Genomic DNA, 19306 nt, shown 5'->3' with positions numbered 1-19306 from the left:
TTCGGCCCGGCCGCCTGCCGGAGCTCATGTGTTGCGTCCGCCGTTCACTCCCACGATCTGGCCGGTGATGTATCCGGCCTCCTCCGAGACCAGGAAGGAGCAGGTCGCGGCGAGGTCCTCGGGCCGGCCGACCCGGCGCACGGGGGTCCGCTGGATGTGGTCGTCGATCGTTCCGCCGAGCAGTCCGCGCTCCTCGGCCTTGCGCAGCATCGGGGTGTCGATGAAGCCGGGCGGCACCGCGTTGACGGTGACGCCGCAGGGGCCGAGCTCCAGCGCCAGCGCCTTGGTCAGCCCGTTGACCGCGGACTTGGCCGCCACGTAGTGCGCCATGAACTGCTGCCCGGAGTGCGCGCTGGAGGAGGAGATGTTGACGACCCGTCCCCAGCCCGCCTCGACCATGTCGGGGAGCACGGCCTGCGTGCAGTGGAAGACGCCGTTCAGGTTGACGTCGATCACCCGCTGCCAGACCTCGAACTTCAGGTCGGCGAAACGCTTGAACCCGTCCATCCCCGCCGCGTTGACCAGGATGGTGACCGGGCCCAGGTCCGCTCGGATCGAGACGAGCGCCTCCTCGATCTGCTCCCGGTCGGTCACGTCGGCCTTGTAGGAGTGCTCGGCGTCCGGCGGGGCGAGGTCGAGCACGGCGACGCGGTGCCCGTCGGCCCTCAGACGTTCGGTGATGGCCCGCCCGATTCCCGAGCCGCCGCCGGTCACTACAGCTGTTCTCATGTGAATGCCTCATCGCCGAAGATCGTGGTCCGGTGCATCTCCCGCTCGGAGGACGCGTCGTAGGGGAGAGCCCGGTGCAACATGCCGGTGTTGTCCCACATGACCAGGTCGCCGACCCGCCAGTCGTGGGTGTAGCGGAAACGTTCCTGCGTGCAGTAGTCGAGGAGCTCGTCGAGCAGGGCGCGGCTCTCGTCCGGGTCCATGCCGACGATGTGGTCGGCGGTCGAGCCGATGACGAGCGAGCGCCGGCCGTCCGCGCGCTCCCAGACCAGCGACACCTCCTGCTTGGGCAGGGTGTCCCAGAAGGCCTTCTCCTTCTCGCCGGCGTGCGGCCTGGTCAGCCGTTGGGAGGCGCCGAAGCTGTGCACGACCCGCAGGCCCTCGTAGCGCCGGCGCTCCTCCCGCGTCAGGTGGTCGTACGCGGCGTAGGTGCTGGCGAACTCGGTGCCGCCGCCGGCCATGGCCACGTGCCGCGCCGTCAGGGTGGTCGCCTTGATCGGCACCGGGTCGGTGGTGCCGTCGATGTGCCACTGGAAGGTGCCCTTGAGGTACTCGGCCGCCGCGTTCTTGGCGGGGTCGAGGGAGACCGTGAAGATCTCCGAGCCGTTCACGTTCACGACCTCGCCGATCCTGCGGCTGAACGCGAGCTGCGTCTCGTCGTCGAGGTCCGCGCCGCGGACGAGCAGGACGCCGCGCCATTTCAGCGCCTCCAGGCACTGAGCGATCACGGCTTCGTCGAGCCAGTCGTCGATACCGGTGACCTCGACGCCCAGAGACGGGCTCAACGCTGTCGTCCGTATCACGAGAATCTCCCTTCCGATTTCGAGAACCTTACTCTCACAATCGGTCCTTCCGGAAGTCCCCGGCCGCGCTGCGGTTCGAAGGGGGACTCGAGGTCGCGGTGCGGCGGTCATGAGGGTGCCGGGCGCGGCCGGTGGGAGTCATGGCTCTTGACCGGCATTCTCGTTATCGGATGCTTGATTTGCAAGAAGTGAGAATGTAGTTTCCAGTCATCGACGAGGAGGCAGGATGGGATCTGACGACAAGGCGCAGGGCGTGACGAAGCGCCTGCTCATCGACGGGAAGCTGGTGGGCTCCGACCGGACGTTCCCCTCGGTGGACCCCGCGACGGGCGAGGTGTTCGGCGAGGCCCCCGACGCCACGGTCGCCGACACCGAGGCCGCCATCGAGGCGGCGCGGCGCGCTTTCGACACCACGGACTGGTCGACCGACAGGGATCTGCGCGTCCGCTGCCTCGACCAGCTCCACCGGGCGCTGACCGAGCACAAGGAGGAGCTGCGCGAGCTGACGATCACCGAGGTCGGCGCGAGCCGCATGCTGACCCACGGCAACCAGCTCGACACGCCCATCGAGATCGTCCGCTTCTACGCGGACCTGCTGCGGACCTACCCCCTGAGCGAGGAGCTCGGGACCTTCGAGGACCGGGGCCGCCACCACCGCCGCTGGATCGAGAAGGAGGCCGGGGGAGTCGTCGCGGCGATCCTGCCGTACAACTACCCCAACCAGATCGGGCTGGCCAAGGTGGTCCCCGCGCTCGCCGCCGGCTGCACGGTCGTGCTCAAGGCCGCCCCGGACACCCCGCTGATCACGTTGGCCCTGGGCGAGCTGATCGCCGAGCACACCGACATCCCGGCCGGCGTGATCAACGTCGTGGCCTCGTCCGAGGTGGCGGTCGGCGAGGTGCTCACCACCCACCCGGACGTGGACATCGTCAGCTTCACCGGGTCCACCGCGGTCGGCCGCCAGATCATGGCGGCCGCGAGCGGCACGCTGAAGCGGGTCTTCCTGGAACTCGGCGGCAAGTCCGCGATGATCGTCCTCGACGACGCCGACTTCGACGCCTCGTCCATGTTCGCCGCCTTCACCATCTGCTCGCACGCGGGCCAGGGCTGCGCGCTCACCACCCGGCTGCTCGTGCCGAGGGAGAACCACGACGAGATCGTCGGAAAGGTCGCCGCCTCCATGAGCCGGGTGTCGTACGGCGACCCCAAGGACCCCGGAACCTACATGGGCCCGCTCATCAGCGAGAAGCAGCGCGACAAGGTGCACGGCATGGTCCAGCGGGCCGTCGAGGCGGGCGCCGAACTGGTGATCGGCGGGGAGAAGGTGGATCCGGGCTTCTTCTACAAGCCGACCCTGCTGGCGAACGTCGACCCCGACAGCGAGATCGCGCAGAACGAGGTCTTCGGACCCGTCCTCACCGTCATCCCCTACACCGACGAGGAGGACGCGGTGCGCATCGCCAACAACTCGATCTTCGGCCTGTCCGGGGCGGTGCACAGCCGCGACGAGGAGCGCGCCCTGCGGGTGGCGCGCAGGATCCGCACCGGCACGTTCAGCATCAACGGCGGCAACTACTTCGGCCCCGAAGCTCCCTTCGGCGGGTACAAGCAGTCGGGCATCGGCCGGGAGATGGGCGTCCAGGGCCTCGAGGAGTTCCTGCAGATCAAGACCCTCGCGACGGTGGTCTCATGAGGCCGCTCGAAGGGGTCAAGGTCCTCGAAGTGGCGATGTACGGCTTCGTCCCGTCCGCGGGGGCCGTGCTCGCCGAGTGGGGCGCGGACGTCATCAAGGTCGAGCACGCCGTCAACGGAGACCCGCAGCGCGGGCTCCGCCAGACCGGCGCCTTCCGCGTGGAGGGCGACCCGAACCCCAACATCGAGCACGCCAACCGCGGCAAGCGCAGCATCGGCCTCGACATGTCCACGCCCGAGGGCAAGGAGGTGCTGCTGGACCTGGCCCGCCGGGCGGATGTGTTCCTGACCAGCTTCCTGCCCGGGCACCGGCGGAAGTTCGGCATTGACGTGGACGACATCCGCGCGGTCAACCCGAAGGTCGTCTACGCGCGGGGCAGCGCGCTGGGCCCACGCGGGGTGGAGGCCGACAGGGGCGGATACGACATGACGGCCTTCTGGTCCCGGGGCGCCACGGCCGCCAGCATCACGCCGCGCGGCTCGGAGGGGCTGATCAGTCCGCCCGCACCGGCCTACGGGGACACGATCTCCGGTACGAACCTCGCCGGAGGCATCGCGGCGGCCCTGTTCCGGCGCGAGCGCACAGGGGAGCCGTCGGTCGTGGACGTCTCCCTGCTCAGCAGCGGACTGTGGGCCATGGGCCACGGGATCGCGCTGTCCCTGCACCTCGGCAAGGCCTGGGAGGCGCTCCCGCCGGGGGCCCACGGCTCGCAGGCCAACCCCCTCTCGGGTCTGTACCGCACGGCGGACGACCGCCACATCTCCTTCGTCATGCTGCAGCCCACCAAGTTCTGGGCCGATGTGTGCCGCCACATCGACCGCCCGGACCTGATCGACGACCCCCGCTTCGCCACCGGCGAGCAGATCGCCGCCAACACCGAGCAGGCCGTCGAGATCCTCCAAGAGGTGATCGGCGCCCGCACCCTCGCCCAGTGGAGCGAGCGGTTCGCCACCCTGGCCGGCCCGTGGGCCCCGGTGCAGGACTCCCTGCAGGTGGGCGACGACGCCCAGGTCCGGGCGAACGAGTACCTGGTCAAGGCGGGAGAGCTCGACCTGGTCGCCAACCCGGTGCAGTTCGACGTGACGGCTCCCGAGCCCGGCCCGGCCCCCGAGTTCGCCGCCCAGACCGAGGAGATCCTCCTGGAGCTCGGCCTGGACTGGGAACGCATCATCGCGCTCAAGACCGCGGGCGCGGTCACCTGAGCCCCCGGGGACCGGCCGGCGAGGAGGCCGGTCCCCGGACCGGTGTGGTGGAGCGCGCCGGCTCCACCACACCACCTTCGACCGGACTTCCACCCGGAGGCGGCCGAGAGCCGGCCCACGGGGTGATCGACAAGGAGCGTCCATGCGCAAAGACGACATGATCCTGATCAGCGTCGATGACCACATCATCGAGCCGCCCGACATGTTCGTGAACCACCTGCCCGCCAAGTACAGGGACGACGCGCCGCGCCTGGTGCACCGCGACGACGGCACCGATGTGTGGCGGTTCCGCGACACCGTCATCCCGAACGCCGCGTTGAACGCGGTGGCGGGCAGGCCGAAGGAGGAGTACGGGCTGGAGCCGCAGGGCCTGGACGAGATCCGGCCCGGCTGCTACGACGTGCACGAGCGCGTCAAGGACATGAACGCGGGCGGGATCCTGGCGTCGATGAACTTCCCGTCCTTCCCGGGCTTCGCCGCCCGCCTGTTCGACACCGGGGATTCGGACTTCTCCCTGGCCCTGGTGCGTGCTTACAACGACTGGCACATCGACGAATGGTGCGGAGCCTATCCGGGGCGTTTCATCCCGATGGCGCTGCCGGCGATCTGGGACGCGGAACTGTGCGCCGCCGAGGTGCGGCGGGTGGCGGAGAAGGGCTGCCGCTCCCTGACCTTCACCGAGAACCCCGCCGCGCTCGGTTACCCGAGCTTCCACAACGAGTACTGGGACCCGCTGTGGCGGGCGCTGACGGACACCGGCACGATCCTCAACGTGCACATCGGGTCGTCGGGTCGGTTGTCGATCCCCGCGGTGGACTCACCGCCGGACGTGATGATCACGTTGCAGCCGATGAACATCGTCTCGGCGGCCGCCGACCTGCTGTGGTCTCGGGTGATCAAGGAGTTCCCGACCCTCAGGATCGCTCTGTCCGAGGGCGGCACCGGGTGGATCCCGTACTTCCTGGAGCGGGTGGACCGCACGTTCGAGATGCACGCCACCTGGACGGCGCAGGACTTCGGCGGCAGGCTGCCGTCGGAGGTGTTCAAGGAGCACTTCCTGACCTGCTTCATCAGCGACCCGCTGGGGGTGCGGCTGCGCCACGACATCGGGATCGACAACATCTGCTGGGAGGCCGACTACCCCCACAGCGACTCGATGTGGCCCGGTGCGCCCGAGGAGCTCCACGAGGTGCTGGAGCGCTACGACGTCTCGGACGAGGACATCGACAAGATGACCCACGAGAACGCGATGCGCTGGTACTCCTTCGACCCGTTCGCGCACATCCCGCGTGAGCAGGCCACCGTGGGGGCGTTGCGGGCGGCGTCGGCCGACCATGATGTGTCGATCAAGTCCCGCAGCCACCGGATCGTCGCTCCCGAGGAGAAGCTCGAGGGCTACCGGCAGCGGGCCCGCGCGGCCACGGCGGCCGCCGCCAAGCCGTAACGAACGGCCGTGCGAAGACGGGGCGGGAAGGCATCGTGCCTCCCGCCCCGTCTTCGCACGGTGCTCCGGCCCGGGACGTCCGCTCAGACGGGGATGGGCTCGACGGCGACCAGCGCTTCGGGGCGTGGAGAGAGCTTTGCGGAGAAGTGGCGGCGGACGCATTCGAGCGGATCGAACTCCGGCTCGTCGAGGACCAGGTCAGCGAACTGCTCTCGAGTGGCGCGCAGTGCGATGAGGCACACCTCGGCGCGTCGGCCGGTCGCCGGGTCGACGGCGCGGACGAGACCGTTGAAGACGACGGTCGTCACGCGGCCGGCTGTGTCGGCGGTGAAGACCTCCCGGAGGGTGCGGAGCACGATCTGCGCGATGACGCTCTGGTAGAGATCCCTGATCTCGCTCATCGGCCGCGGCGTTGACTCGACGGCCTTACGGCTCCGGACATGCCGGAACGCCTTGTCCGGCGGGATCACCTCGATCGTCGGCAGGCGCTTCTCCACGACCAGGAGCGCCGATTCGGGCAGTTGGACGGCGCTGACGCGGGTCGGGAAGCCCTGAGGGTACGACGACTTCTGAAGCACCATGGTCAGATAGCCGCCGAGCGCGTCGTGATCGCCGTTCCGCAGGCCGACGATCATCTGCTCGATACGCGCGTTCTCTTCAGCGACCTCTCGGGTGATCCGAGCAGCCTCCTGCTCATGGGTGCGTTTCGCCTCGGCGATTCTCCGCAGCCGGTTGGCCTCCTGCCGTTCGTGCTCCGCGACCGCCCGGCGGTACACCGCTTCACCCTCTTCGACCTCGGCCTCGTAACGATGCTGCTGCCATTCGAACATCCGGCCGAACGGCCCGGGAGGGCTCGGAACATACGCATCCCGAGAGGGAACCGGATGCGGCTCCTCGAGATCCCCCAGTTCGAGCGGAGGTATCTTCGCCTGGCGTTTGAGCGACGCGGGCGCGATACGCGGATCGCGCTCGAGTGATTCCTTCAGCAGCCTCTGGAGGATGACGACGCGCCCCCGTGCCGCGCTGGTCCTCCTGGCCGCCTCCTCGTCCAGGGCCTGCGCGTCCGTCCTCTCCTTCCGTGACTCCCTCTCTCTGGCCTGGTGTTCCTTCTCCCACGCCAGGCGCATTCCCTCCCATGCGCGGCGTTCCTTCTCCAGGGCCAGACGCTCCTTCTCCAAGGCCTGGCGTTCCTGCCGCAGTCTCTGGAGTTCCTGCTCCCGCGCCCGCCGAGCGGCCTCATCCTCCTGATGAAAGCCGGAGACCCCTGCCATGACGACCGCCGATCTGTCGGAGGACATGACCATCGACCGTAAGCCGGGAAGGCCGCTCCGGCAATCGACCTCCCGGGCAGAGCGTTCTTACTTTCGAGGGCTCAGACGGGGAGGGGCGGCGTTTCCACCGAGGTCCATGTCTTCAGGAAGGTGGTCATCTCGCGGAGGAGACCGGCGCGCAGGCCGGCGGGGTCGGGGTGGACGTGCAGGTCCACCACGAGGCTGGAGCGGGCGGCCCGGGTGGCGAACGCCAGCGAGTCGTCCAGGAAGGGGTCGGTGCCCGCCGTCAGGAGCTGGAGCGGGGGCAGCCCGTGCAGGTTGGCGTGCAGCGGGCTCAGCAGCGGGTCGTGCGGCTCCGCGCCGTCGGCGTAGCGCGTCACCTCCCGCCGGAGCCGGTCGAGGTCGAACTCGGGGTTGGCGCCGGCGTTGAACAGCAGGCTCGGCGCCTGCAGGGTCAGGTCCAGGAGGCCCGAGACCAGCGTCGCGCAGCGGGGCAACGGGGCTCCGGAGTCGCGCAGGTGGACCATCAGGGCCGCCGCGAGGCCCGCCCCCGACCCCTCGCCCGCCACTGCCACCGGGCCCAGCGCCTCGGCGTGGAGGTAAGCGGTGTGGGCGTCGTGGAGCGAAGCGGGGAAGGCGGAGCGGTAGCGGGCGCAGACGACGGTGCCGCCCGTCCGCAGGGCGAGATGTCCCGCCATGTCGAGCGCCGCCTCGGGGGAGCCGCCGAGGTAGCGGTCGCCGTGCAGGTAGAGCACGGCCGGGCCGACGGGGTCCGGTGGGCGCACGAGCAGGCCGGACCTGCTCTCCTCGACGTGGACTTCACCTGCCACGGTTCATCACCCTCTCCGCCGCCTCCCAGTGCTCGTCCGCCACCCACAGCCGGGCGAAGGCACGCGCGGCCTCGTCGGCGGAGACCCCGCCCATGACGTGCTTGATCGACCGCGACGAGCCGTTGGCGAGCGAGCGGGCCAGGGAGCGCCAGCCCTCTTCGAAGGACTCGCGGGGCAGCACCCGGTCCACCAGCCCGAGGCGCTCGGCCTCGGCCGCGTCCAGGACGCTCCCCGAGCCCGCCAGCATCAGCGCCCTGCCCCTGCCGACCAGCGCGGCCAGCCGCTCGGCGCCGCCCCAGGCCGGCATGATCGCCAGAGCCACCTGGTTGAAGCCGATCCTGATGTCGTCGGCGGCCACCCGGATGTCGGCGGCCACCGCCACCTCGGCCCCGCCGCCCAGCGCGTGGCCGTTCAGCGCGGCGACGACCGGGCCGGGGAAGGCGGCGATCCGGTCGCAGACGCCGCGCATCCGCAGGGCCATGTCCATGGCCTGCTCCTCGGTCCGCAGCGCGGCCAGCTCCTTGAGGTCCCCGCCGGAGACGAAAGCCCGGTCGCCCGCGCCCGTGATGGCCAGGGCCCGGGCGTCCGCGGCCTCGTCCAGGGCCTTGTCCAGTTCGTCCATGGTGGACGGGGCGATGGCGTTGCGGGCGTGCGGGCGGTCGATGGTGATGATCGCCAGCCCGCCGTCCAGTTCGAGCTCTACCTCTGCCATGTGCGGTTCTCCAAGCTTGGGGTGTGGGGGCCGTCAGTCCTCGTAGACGACGGTGAGGTGCGGGGTCGCCGGTTCGCCCTGGCAGGTGAGGACCCAGCCGTCGGCGACCTCGTCCTCGTCGAGAGCATTGTTGATCTTCATCTGGGCCCTGCCCTCGGTGACCTGGGCGATGCAGGTGGCGCAGTTGCCCGCCTCGCAGGAGAAGGGCGGGGCGAGGCCGGCCCGGCGCGCGCTCTGCAGGAGCGTCTCGCCGGAGTGTTGCGGGACCGTGTGCGTCTTACCGGAGAGGACGATGGTGACGGTGCCCTCGGTCTCCTCGCCCGGGGCTCCGTCGTCCCCCGACCCGAAGCGCTCGATGAAGAGCTGTCCGGGGTCGGCGCCCTGCGCGAGAAGGGCGCGTTCCACCAGGTCCATGAAGGGCTCCGGGCCGCAGATGTAGAAGTCGGCGTCCCGCGCGTCGGCGGCGAACTCCTTCACCCGGGCCTCGGTGAGGAATCCGGCCAGGGAGTCCAGGTGGTGGCGGACCTCGAGCCGTCCGGGGTACCGCTCGGCCAGCTGTGCCAGGGTCGCCTCGAAGATGATCGAATCGCCGTCCCGGTCGGCGGTCAGCAGGCGCACCCGTCTGTCCGTCGCGGCCAGCGCGGTCTTGACCAGGGACAGGACCGGCGTGATGCCGCTGCCGCCGGAGAACGCCACCAGGGGGGCGGAGGTCTCCCGCAGGCAGAAGACACCGGCGGGAGGCGTCGCCTCCAGGAGGTCGCCGGGGGAGAGGTTGTCGTGCATCCAGTTCGAGACCAGGCCGCCGGGCACACGCTTCACCGTCGTCGTCAGCTCGGGATCGGTGGCCGGTGAACTGGACATCGAGTAGCTGCGCAGCGTTCCGCACACCTTGAACGTCAGGAACTGTCCGGCCTGGTAGTCGAAGGGCGCGTCAAGGACGTACGTTCGCGTGTCGGCAGTCTCCTGGATGATCCGCTTGATCCGGATCGGATGGAAGCCGTGGTCTCGTGCCATGTCTGGAATTTATCTTCTCCTCCTGGGAGATTACAATTCTCATCTCTACGAACGGAGCTCTCATCATGCGCACGATCCCCCCGGAACTGGTCGAGCGGTACGAGGCGGAAGGCTGGTGGACCAGGGAGACGATCGGAGATCTGCTGGCCAGGGGCCTTCAGGGCGCTCCCGGGACCGGGTTCCGGGTGCACTCGGCGGTGCGCCCCTGGTCCGGGACGTTCCGCGACGTCGAACTCATCGCGCGCAGGCTGGCGGGCGGACTGCGCGCGCGGGGCGTCGGCCCCGGCGACGTGGTCGCCTTCCAGCTGCCCAACTGGATGGAGGCCGCCGCGGTCTTCTGGGCCTCGTCGTTCCTCGGCGCGGTCGTGGTGCCGGTCGTGCACTTCTACGGGCGCAAGGAGCTCGGCTACATCCTGGACGCGGTCAGGCCCAAGGCCTTCATCACGGCCGAGCGCTTCGGGCGCATGGAACACCAGCCCGACCTGTACGCCGACGTGCCCGTCGTCGGGGTGGTGGGGCGAGACTTCGACGACCTGCTCGCCGCCGAGCCGATGGAGGGCGTGTTTGAGGCGGACTCGGCCGGCCCCGCGCTGATCGCCTTCACCTCCGGCACCACCAGTAACCCCAAGGGCGTCGTCCACAGCCACCGGACGCTCGGGCACGAGACGCGCCAGCTCTCGGGGCTCTACCCTCCGGACCGGGGCGAGCAGCTCACCGCGGCGCCCGTCGGCCACTTCATCGGCATGGTGAACGCCTTCCTCATCCCGGTACTGGACGGCACGCCGGTCAACCTCACCGACGTCTGGGACCCGGCGCAGGCGCTGTCGCTGATGATGAGCGACGGGCTGAGCATCGGGGGCGGCGCGACGTACTACGTGACGAGCCTGCTGGACCATCCCGGCTTCACGCCCGGGCACCTGCCGTACATGAGGTACGCGGGCCTCGGCGGCTCGTCCGTGCCCTCGGCGGTCACCACGCGGCTGGAGGAGCTGGGCATCACGGTGTTCCGCTCCTACGGCAGCACCGAGCACCCGTCGATCACCGGCTCGCGGCACACCGCGCCCGTGGACAAGCGGATCCACACCGACGGGGACGTCCTGCCCGGGGTGGAGATCAGGCTGGCCGAGGACGGCGAGATCCTCAGCCGCGGTCCGGAGCTGTGCCTCGGTTACACCGACCCGGCCCTGACCGCGGCGGCCTTCGACGAGGACGGCTGGTACCGCACGGGCGACATCGGGGTGCTCGACGAGGACGGCTACCTGACGATCACCGACCGCAAGTCCGACATCATCATCCGCGGCGGCGAGAACATCAGCGCCCTGGAGGTCGAGGAGCAGCTGCTCGGGCTGCCCGGCGTCGCGGAGGCGGCCGTCGTGGCGGCTCCGGACGCGCGGCTGGGCGAACACGCCGCGGTCGTCCTGCGGATGCGGCCCGGGCATCCCGCGCCGACCCTCGAGGGGATGCGCGCCCATCTGGAGCGGGCGGGCCTGGCCAGGCAGAAGTGGCCGGAGGAGCTGCACGAGGTGGCCGACTTCCCGCGCACGGCCAGCGGCAAGGTGCAGAAGTTCGTCCTGCGGCAGAGCATCCGGGACCGCGGAGACATTGCAGTACGCTCCAACCGAGAATAGGATTCTCGTATTCTGCAAGGGAGGATTCCAATGCCGTCACGTGAACTGCCGTATCCGGTCTTCGACGCGGACAACCACCTGTACGAGCCCGAGGACGCCTTCACCCGGTACCTGCCGAAGGACTACCGGGGCGCCGTCCAGTACGTGCAGGTCAACGGCCGGACGAAGATCGCGGTCCGGGGCCAGATCAGCGAGTACATCCCGAACCCGACGTTCGAGGTGGTGGCCCGTCCGGGCGCGCAGGAGGACTACTTCCGCAACGGCAACCCCGAGGGCAAGTCCTACCGGGAGATCGTCGGCGAGCCGATGCGCTCGATCCCGGCGTTCCGGGAGCCGGGCCCGCGGCTGGAGCTGATGGACGAGCAGGGCGTCCAGCGCACCCTGATGTTCCCGACGCTGGCGAGCCTGCTGGAAGAGCGGATGCGGGACGACCCGGAACTGACCCACGCGGTCGTCCACTCGCTCAACCAGTGGCTGGACGAGGTCTGGTCGTTCAACTACAAGGACCGCATCTACACCACCCCGGTGATCACCCTGCCGATCGTCGAGAAGGCGATCGAGGAGCTGGAGTGGGTCCTGGAGCGCGGCGCGCGCGCCGTCCTGATCCGCCCCGCCCCGGCCTACGGCTTCCGCGGCCCCCGGTCGTTCGCGCTGCCGGAGTTCGACCCGTTCTGGAAGCTGGTGCAGGAGACCGGCACGCTGGTGGCCTTCCACTCCTCCGACAGCGGCTACTCGCGGTACGTCAACGACTGGGAGGGCGCGCAGCGGGAGTACCTGCCGTTCAAGCCGCAGCCCTTCCGCAACCTCGGGCAGTGGCGGCCGATCGAGGACGCGGTGGGGTCGCTGATCTGCCACGGCTGCCTGTCCCGCTTCCCCGACCTGAAGATCGCGATCGTGGAGGCCGGGGCGTCCTGGGCGGCGCCGCTGATGGCGAGTCTGAAGGACACCTACAAGAAGATGCCGCAGGGCTTCGAGGAGCACCCGGTGGAGCAGATGCGCCGGCTGATCAACGTCAGCCCGTTCATCGAGGACGACATGGCGGCGCTGGGCGACCTGCTGGGGATCGACCGGGTGCTGTTCGGCTCGGACTACCCCCACCCCGAGGGCAAGGCCGACCCCATCACCCACGTCGACGAGCTCACCGCCTTCGACGACGAGGAGAAGGCCAAGATCATGGGCGGCAACCTGGCCAGGCTGATCTCGAAATGAGATGGGACACCATCCCCGAGATGGTGCTCAGCGCCTCCGACCGCTTCGGCGACGCCGAAGCGGTCGTGGACGGGCCGCTCCGGCTGACCTTCACCGAACTGGCCGAGCGGATCCGCGTGGCGGCGGGAGCCTTCGCCTCGGCAGGGATGAAGAAGGGCGACCGGGCGGCGATCTGGGCCCCCAACTCGGCAGAGTGGATCATCGCGGCGTTCGGCCTGCTGACCGCCGGCGGGGTGCTGGTGCCGGTCAACACCCGCTTCAAGGCGGAGGAGGCCGGCGACGTCATCCGCCGGAGCGGGGCCAGGCTCCTCCTGGTCCAGGAGGGCTTCCTGGACCAGGAGTACCCGGCCCCGGACGGCGTGCCGGCCATCGACCTGAAGTCGGACTTTTTGTCCAGCGGTTCCCCCTTCGCGCGGAGGGTGAGCGGAGGGGACGTCGCCGACGTCATCTTCACGTCCGGGACGACCGGCCGCCCCAAGGGCGTGATGATGAACCACCGCCAGACGCTCCGGCTGTACTCCGAATGGTGCGACCTGGCCGGGACGCGCGAAGGCGACCGCTACCTGATCGTCAACCCGTTCTTCCACACCTTCGGCTACAAGGCGGGCGTCATCGCGTCCCTGATCCGGGGCATGACGATCCTCCCGGTGCCCGTCTTCGACGTGGACCGCGTCCTCGAACTGGTGGAGCGCGAGAAGGTGACGGTCCTGCCAGGGCCGCCCACCCTCTACCACTCGCTGCTGGAGGCCGGGAAGGACCGGGACCTGTCGTCCCTGCGGGTGGCCGTCACCGGCGCCGCCGACATCCCCGTCGAGCTCATCCGCCGGGTCGCGGAGGAGCTTCCCTTCACCTCCATCATGACCGGCTACGGGCTGACCGAGGCGGGCACGGCCACCGCGTCCCGTCCCGGCGACTCGTTCGAGGACATCGCGACGACGGTCGGCACCCCGTGCGACGGCGTCGAGGTGCGCGTCGCCGACGACGGAGAGGTCCTGATCCGCGGTTACAGCGTGATGCAGGGCTACCTCGACGACCCGGAGGCGACCGCCGAGGCGATCGACCCGGACGGCTGGCTGCGCACCGGCGACCTCGGCGCCCTCGACGAACGCGGACACCTGCGGATCATCGGCAGGAAGAAGGACATGTTCATCGTGGGCGGCTTCAACGCCTACCCGGCGGAGATCGAGGGCTTCCTGCTGGAGCACCCCGCCGTCGCGCAGGCCGCCGTCATCGGCGTTCCCGACGAACGGCTCGGCCAGGTGGGCAAGGCCTTCGTGGTCCCGCGCGCCCCGGTCTCGGAGGAAGGGCTGATCGCTTGGAGCAGGGAGCGCATGGCCGGCTACAAGGTCCCCCGTTCCGTGGTGTTCTTGGAGGAACTGCCGCTCAACGCCACAGGCAAGGTGATGAAGGACCTTCTGCAATGAAGGGGTCCGGCGAAGGAGCCGAGATGCGACTCGGATTCATCGGCGCCGGGCGGATGGGCCGTCCGATGGCACGCCGCCTCTGCGAGGCGGGGCACGACGTACGGGTCCTGGCCCGTTCGCCCGAGGCCCGCCGGACGCTGGAAGGAGAAGGGCTGCGGCCCGCGGACGGTCTCGCGGGCGCCGCGGCGGAGGCGGACGCCGTCGTGGTCTGCGTGTTCACCGACGAGCAGGTCCGCGAGGTCTGCCTCGGAGGCGCGCTGCTGGACGCGATGCCGCGTGGTTCCGTCCTCGTCGTGCACACCACCGGCAGCCCGCAGACGGTCGAGGCCGTCGCGAAGGAGGCCGCTTCCCGTGGGATCGGGGTGGTCGACGCCCCGGTCAGCGGAGGACCGCACGACATCGCGGCGGGACGGCTGACCGTCTTCGCGGGCGGGGCCGAGGACGCGGTCGCCCGGGTCCGCCCCGTACTGGAGAGCTACGGAGACCCGGTGCTGCACGTCGGCCCGCTCGGCTCCGGCCAGAGGGTGAAGCTCCTCAACAACGCCCTGTTCGCCGCGCAGATAGGGCTGCTGGCCGACGCGGTCCGCCTGGGCGGGCAGTGGGGGGTCGACGAGTCGGTGCTCCTCGGCGCCCTCCCGCACGGGAGTTCCACGAGCCGTGCCCTGGCGGGAGTCGTGGCCAGGGGCTCGGTCGCGGGCTTCGCCGCCTCCACAGGTGGCTTCCTCGGCAAGGACATGGAGGTCCTGGAGAGGGTCTCCACCGAACTCGGCGGCGATCTGGGCGCCCTCGACGCGGGCCTCACCGCCCTGGCCGCCGCGTTGAACGAAGCCCGTCGACCGGCGGGAGAGTGAAGGAGTGAACGCCATGGAGCGTGGAGTGCTCTACGTCGCCAGCCGCCCGAGCGCGCCGGAGCGGGAGGCGGAGTACAACGACTGGTACGACCGGGTGCACCTGCGGGAGGTGTGCTCGCTGCCGGGGTTCGTCGGCGCGAAGCGGTTCGCTCCCGTGCAGGACGACGGCCCCTACGTCGCGCTGTACGAGATCGAGGGCGAGGACCTGAACGAGGTCGTCGCGGGGCTGTTCGCGGCGGCCGGCGGCTTCGACATGTCGGACGCGATGCAGCTCGACCCGAGGCCGGAGATCCGGCTTCTCAGACTCGCCTCCATTTACGGAGAGAGGGCTGCGGGCGAAGCCTGAGCCCCCTCTCCACGGGGGCCGCCAGGCCCCGGACGGTTCGTCTCGACCGAACCGTCCGGGGCCTGGCTTCGTTGTTTCCGCGCAGGCCGGAACCGCGGCTCGGGCATTGGATTCTCTAGAGTGGTATTGGCATTCTCGTTTTTTGCAAGTAGCGTATCCAGCGATGAACGACTTCGCCCAGACCTCGTCCGGCATCCCCCTCCAGCCGGTCTACGGACCGGCGGACCGGCATGCCGAGCCGCCCGAACCGGGCAGCTTCCCCTTCACACGCGGCAACTTCGCCTCCGGCTATCGGGGGCGGTTGTGGACGTTCCGGCAGTACTCCGGCTTCGGCACCGCCGAAGAGTCCAACCAGCGTTACCGCTACCTGCTGGAGCAGGGCGGCACCGGGCTCTCGGTGGCGCTCGACCTGCCGACCCAGTGCGGTTACGACTCCGACGACCCCGAGGTGAGCGAGGAGGTCGGCCGGGTCGGCGTCGCGATCGACACCCTCGCCGACGCCGAGGTGCTGTTCGAGGGCATCCCCCTCGACAGGATCAGCACCAGCTTCACCATCAACGGGACCGCCGCGATCCTGCTGGCCTTCTACGTGGCCGCCGCCGAACGCAAGGGCGTGCCCCGGGAGAAGCTCACCGGCACGATCCAGAACGACATCCTCAAGGAGTACGCCTCGCGCGGCACCTGGATCTGGCCGCCCGAGCCGTCCCTGCGGCTGATCGCCGACACCATCGAGTTCTGCGCGGCCGAGGTGCCGAGGTTCAACGCGATCTCCGTGGCCGGCGCGCACTTCCGCGACGCCGGGGCCAACGCCGTCCAGGAGATGGCCTTCACCCTCGCCGACGGCGTCACCTACTGCGACACCGTCATCGAGCGGGGCCGGATGACGATCGAGCAGTTCGCGCCGCAGATCTCCTTCTTCTTCTACACGCACGGCGACTTCTTCGAGGAGATCGCCAAGTACCGGGCGGGCCGCCGCCGCTGGGCGACGATCGTCCGGGAGCGGTACGGGGCCTCCTCCGACAAGGCGTCGATGTTCCGCTTCGGCTGCGTCTCCGGCGGTGCCTCCCTGTACGCGCCCCAGGCGCAGAACAACATCGTCCGGGTGGCCTATGAGGCGATGGCCTCGGTGCTGGGCGGCGTCCAGTCGATGTTCACCGCCGCCTGGGACGAGCCGTTCGCGCTGCCCAGCGAGGAGTCGGCGACGCTCGCCCTGCGCACCCAGCAGATCCTCGCCTACGAGACCGGCGTCACCCGCGTGGCGGATCCGCTCGGCGGCTCCTACTTCGTCGAGGCGCTCACCGACGCCACCGAGGAGAGGATCGTCGAGATCATGGCTGACCTCGAGCGGCACGGCGGCATGGTCCGCGCCATCGAGGACGGCTACCTGCAGGGCCTCATCGCCGACGAGGCCTACAAGCTCCATCAGGAGGTCGAGGCGGGGGAGAAGCCGGTCGTCGGCGTCAACCGCTTCGTCTCCGACGAACCCGCACCCGACCTGGCGACCTACGAGCTGGACGCCGAGGGCCGCGAACGGCAGCTCAAACGTCTGGCCAAGGTCAAGGCGGAACGCGACCCGGCGGCCGTCCGCGACGCCCTCGCCGCCCTGTCCCGCGTCGCGGAGGGCACCGAGAACCTGATGGGTCCCCTGATCGACTGCGCCGGCGCCTACTGCACGGTCGGCGAGATGGTCGCCGCCCTGAAGGACGTCTGGGGCGAATTCCAGCAACCGGTGGTGTTCTGATGCCTACAAGAGTCCTCGTGGCCAAGCCCGGCCTGGACGGCCACGACCGCGGCGCGAAGATCGTCGCCCGTACCCTGCGCGACGCCGGCTTCGAGGTGATCTTCACCGGCATCCGGCAGAAGGTCGACGACATCGTGGCGATCGCCCTGCAGGAGGACGTGGCCGTCGTCGGCCTCAGCATCCTGTCCGGCGCGCACGTCGCCCTGACCGCCAGAACCGTCGAGGCCCTGCGCGCCGCCGGAGCCGGGGACATCGCGGTCATCGTCGGCGGGACCATCCCGCAGGGCGACGTCCCCAAGCTCCAGGCCGCCGGCGCCGCCGCGGTCTTCCCGACCGGAACCCCGCTGGACGTCCTCGTGGCGGAGGTCCGGGCGCTGACCGATGTGGAGGAAACATGCGGATCGGTGTGATGATCGGGGCCGAGCGGGGTGACGGCGCCCGCAAGGTCGCCAAGCTGCTCGCCGACATAGAGTGGGCCGAGGCTGCGGGGATGGACAGCGCCTGGATCCCGCAGGTCCCGACGGACTTCGACGCGCTGACCGCCGTGGCCCTGATGGGCGCGCGGACCTCGCGCATCGAGCTGGGGACGGCCGTCGTGCCGCTGCAGGCCCAGCATCCGATCGCGCTGGCCCGGCAGGCGCTGTCCGCGCAGGCCGCGGCCGGGGGGCGGCTGGCGCTGGGCGTCGGCCCGTCCCACCACTGGATCATCCAGGACATGCTCGGCCTGCCGTACGAGAAGCCCGCGGCCTACACCCGCGACTACCTGGAGGTCCTGCGCGCCGCGCTGAACGGCCCCGGCCCGGTCGACGTGGAGAACGGCACGTTCCAGGTGCACAACCCGCTGGACCTCGGCCCGCTGTCCCCGATGCCGGTGCTGGTCGCCGCGCTCGGCCCCGTCATGCTGAAACTGGCGGGCGAACACGCCGACGGAACGGTCCTGTGGATGGCCGACGAGCGGGCGGTCGCCGAGCACGTCGTGCCGCGCATCACCAAGGCCGCCGAGGAGGCAGGACGCCCGGCCCCGCGCATCGTCGCGGGCGTCCCGGTATGCCTGTGCGAACCTTCGCGGGTCGACGAGGCACGCGAGCGCGCCAACCGCATCCTGGGCGAGGCCGAGATCTCACCGAACTACCAGCGGCTGCTGGAGTACGGCGACGCCAGGGACGTCGGCGACCTGTGCGCGGCCGGCGACGAGAAGGCCATCGCGGAGCGCTTCCAGCGGTTCGCCGACGCGGGCGTCACCGACCTGTCGGTGCGCCTGCTGCCGATCGGCGACACCCGGGACGAGCTCGTCGCCTCCAAGTACCGGACGCGAGAGATGATCTCCGAGCTCGCGAAGGGCTTCCGATGAGCCCCGGCCCGCTGGAAGGCATCAGGATCCTGGAGGTCGGCCACATGCTGGCCGGCCCGTACGCGACGATGATGCTCGCCGACCTCGGCGCGGAGGTCACCAAGATCGAGCCGCCCGGCGGGGACATCTCCCGCCAGGTGAGCGACGCCTACTTCGCCAGCCTCAACCGCGGCAAACGCAGCGTGTGCCTCGACTTGAACTCCGAGGACGGCCAAGCCCGGCTGGGCGAACTCGTGGCCGAGTCCCACGCGCTGCTGGTGAACCTGAAGCCGTCGGCGATCCGTCGGCTCGGCCTCACCTACGACGACCTGAAACGCTGGAACGAGCGCGTCGTGTGCGTCGCGCTCACCGGCTTCGGCATGGACGCGGGAGACGACCCGGCCTTCGACTACGTCGTCCAGGCCTCCACCGGCGTCGCCTCCCTCACCGGCGACCCGGACGGCCCCCCGACGCTGCCCGGCTACTCGTCGGCCGACAACTCCTCCGGCCTGACCGCCGCGCTCGGCCTGCTCGCCCAGATCGTCTCCGGCCGCGGCGGCCAGGTGGAGGTGTCGCTGCGGGACGTGATGCTCTCCCAGCTCAACTACCGCGCGTCGGCCTACCTCAACGAGGGCACGGAGCCCCGCCGCCTCCCCAACGGCGCGCACTCCTACTACGTCCCCGCCCAGCTCTTCCCGACGGCCGAGGGCCACCTGGCCCTGTTCGTCACCCACGACGGCTTCTGGAAGTCCTTCGCCGCAGAAGCCGGCATCGAGGGCTTCCCGACGATGGCCGAACGCGCCGAACGCCGGGAAGAGGTCCTGGCCGCGGTCACCGAGGCCCTGGCCGCCGACACCGCCGTCTCCTGGGAGGCGCGCCTGCGCCCGTCAGGTGTCCCGGCGGCGGCCGTCCGCACCCTCCCCGAGGCACTGGAGGCCACCCCCGAGATGGTCGTGACGGCCGGAGGCTTCCGCCTCGTCGGCACCTCCGTCAAGGTGACCGGCCACGAGCCCGACTACCGCCCCCCGCCCCGCCTGGGCGAACACGGCGGCCTGTCCGGTCCTGATGCGAGGAGGTGA

18 protein-coding genes are annotated in these 19306 nt (G+C 70.2%); 12 read left to right on the top strand and 6 right to left on the bottom strand.

Going from position 1 to position 19306, the window contains the following annotated elements:
- Nucleotides 1-24 precede the first annotated feature (24 nt).
- The gene (locus ABGB12_RS29520; protein WP_347682804.1) at nt 25-729 is read right to left on the bottom strand and encodes an SDR family NAD(P)-dependent oxidoreductase; all 705 of its coding nucleotides are present in this window, start codon (nt 727-729) and stop codon (nt 25-27) included.
- Nucleotides 726-1532 carry a TauD/TfdA family dioxygenase gene (locus ABGB12_RS29515; RefSeq protein WP_347682802.1) on the bottom strand — a complete coding sequence of 269 codons (807 nt, stop codon included), beginning with the start codon at nt 1530-1532 and terminating at the stop codon, nt 726-728. Before ABGB12_RS29515 ends, ABGB12_RS29520 begins: the two co-directional genes overlap by 4 nt.
- A gap of 226 nt (nt 1533-1758) precedes the next feature.
- Here ABGB12_RS29515 and ABGB12_RS29510 point away from each other — a divergent pair, with 226 nt between their 5' ends.
- The 3 genes from ABGB12_RS29510 (at nt 1759) to ABGB12_RS29500 (ending at nt 5871) form a co-directional block, all read left to right on the top strand.
- The gene (locus tag ABGB12_RS29510; RefSeq protein ID WP_347682800.1) at nt 1759-3225 is read left to right on the top strand and encodes an aldehyde dehydrogenase family protein; all 1467 of its coding nucleotides are present in this window, start codon (nt 1759-1761) and stop codon (nt 3223-3225) included.
- Nucleotides 3222-4427, top strand: a complete 1206-nt coding sequence (locus ABGB12_RS29505; RefSeq protein ID WP_347682798.1) for a CaiB/BaiF CoA-transferase family protein — start codon at nt 3222-3224, stop codon at nt 4425-4427. Before ABGB12_RS29510 ends, ABGB12_RS29505 begins: the two co-directional genes overlap by 4 nt.
- Before the next feature lie 142 nt (nt 4428-4569).
- A complete protein-coding gene (locus tag ABGB12_RS29500) occupies nt 4570-5871 on the top strand; it encodes an amidohydrolase family protein (RefSeq protein WP_347682796.1) in 1302 nt (433 codons plus the stop codon).
- 83 nt (nt 5872-5954) lie between these two features.
- Here ABGB12_RS29500 and ABGB12_RS29495 read toward each other — a convergent pair whose 3' ends face one another.
- The 4 genes from ABGB12_RS29495 to ABGB12_RS29480 all read right to left on the bottom strand — a co-directional run bounded on the left by ABGB12_RS29495 (nt 5955) and on the right by ABGB12_RS29480 (nt 9698).
- Nucleotides 5955-7169, bottom strand: coding sequence for a hypothetical protein (locus ABGB12_RS29495; protein WP_347682794.1), 1215 nt, complete (start codon nt 7167-7169; stop codon nt 5955-5957).
- 74 nt (nt 7170-7243) lie between these two features.
- Nucleotides 7244-7972, bottom strand: coding sequence for an alpha/beta hydrolase fold domain-containing protein (locus ABGB12_RS29490; RefSeq protein WP_347682792.1), 729 nt, complete (start codon nt 7970-7972; stop codon nt 7244-7246).
- Nucleotides 7962-8684, bottom strand: a complete 723-nt coding sequence (locus ABGB12_RS29485) for an enoyl-CoA hydratase/isomerase family protein (protein WP_347682790.1) — start codon at nt 8682-8684, stop codon at nt 7962-7964. The genes ABGB12_RS29490 and ABGB12_RS29485 overlap by 11 nt, the downstream gene beginning before the upstream one ends.
- Nucleotides 8685-8717: 33 nt before the next feature.
- Nucleotides 8718-9698, bottom strand: a complete 981-nt coding sequence (locus ABGB12_RS29480; protein WP_347682789.1) for a ferredoxin--NADP reductase — start codon at nt 9696-9698, stop codon at nt 8718-8720.
- 65 nt (nt 9699-9763) lie between these two features.
- On the opposite strand from ABGB12_RS29480, the gene ABGB12_RS29475 reads away from it, so the two are divergent.
- The 9 genes from ABGB12_RS29475 (at nt 9764) to ABGB12_RS29435 (ending at nt 19306) form a co-directional block, all read left to right on the top strand.
- Complete coding sequence (locus ABGB12_RS29475; protein ID WP_347682787.1) at nt 9764-11326, top strand: AMP-binding protein; 1563 nt, start codon at nt 9764-9766, stop codon at nt 11324-11326.
- A gap of 30 nt (nt 11327-11356) precedes the next feature.
- Nucleotides 11357-12535, top strand: coding sequence for an amidohydrolase family protein (locus ABGB12_RS29470; protein ID WP_347682785.1), 1179 nt, complete (start codon nt 11357-11359; stop codon nt 12533-12535).
- Complete coding sequence (locus tag ABGB12_RS29465) at nt 12532-13959, top strand: FadD3 family acyl-CoA ligase (RefSeq protein WP_347682783.1); 1428 nt, start codon at nt 12532-12534, stop codon at nt 13957-13959. The genes ABGB12_RS29470 and ABGB12_RS29465 overlap by 4 nt, the downstream gene beginning before the upstream one ends.
- A 23-nt stretch (nt 13960-13982) precedes the next feature.
- On the top strand, nt 13983-14810 hold the full coding sequence (locus ABGB12_RS29460) for an NAD(P)-dependent oxidoreductase (RefSeq protein WP_347682781.1): 828 nt from the start codon (nt 13983-13985) through the stop codon (nt 14808-14810).
- Nucleotides 14811-14823: 13 nt separating this feature from the next.
- A complete protein-coding gene (locus ABGB12_RS29455) occupies nt 14824-15156 on the top strand; it encodes a hypothetical protein (RefSeq protein WP_347682779.1) in 333 nt (110 codons plus the stop codon).
- Nucleotides 15157-15319: 163 nt separating this feature from the next.
- The gene (locus ABGB12_RS29450) at nt 15320-16897 is read left to right on the top strand and encodes a methylmalonyl-CoA mutase family protein (RefSeq protein ID WP_347682777.1); all 1578 of its coding nucleotides are present in this window, start codon (nt 15320-15322) and stop codon (nt 16895-16897) included.
- Nucleotides 16897-17307, top strand: a complete 411-nt coding sequence (locus ABGB12_RS29445) for a cobalamin B12-binding domain-containing protein (RefSeq protein ID WP_347682775.1) — start codon at nt 16897-16899, stop codon at nt 17305-17307. The genes ABGB12_RS29450 and ABGB12_RS29445 overlap by 1 nt, the downstream gene beginning before the upstream one ends.
- Nucleotides 17292-18248, top strand: a complete 957-nt coding sequence (locus ABGB12_RS29440; RefSeq protein WP_347682773.1) for an LLM class F420-dependent oxidoreductase — start codon at nt 17292-17294, stop codon at nt 18246-18248. The genes ABGB12_RS29445 and ABGB12_RS29440 overlap by 16 nt, the downstream gene beginning before the upstream one ends.
- The gene (locus ABGB12_RS29435; protein WP_347682771.1) at nt 18245-19306 is read left to right on the top strand and encodes a CoA transferase; all 1062 of its coding nucleotides are present in this window, start codon (nt 18245-18247) and stop codon (nt 19304-19306) included. The genes ABGB12_RS29440 and ABGB12_RS29435 overlap by 4 nt, the downstream gene beginning before the upstream one ends.

Source organism: Actinocorallia sp. B10E7 (genome assembly GCF_039871655.1).
Classification (GTDB): domain Bacteria; phylum Actinomycetota; class Actinomycetes; order Streptosporangiales; family Streptosporangiaceae; genus Actinocorallia.
The sequence above is the reverse complement of the archived record's forward strand: the minus strand, read 5'-3'. Positions and strand labels throughout refer to the sequence as shown.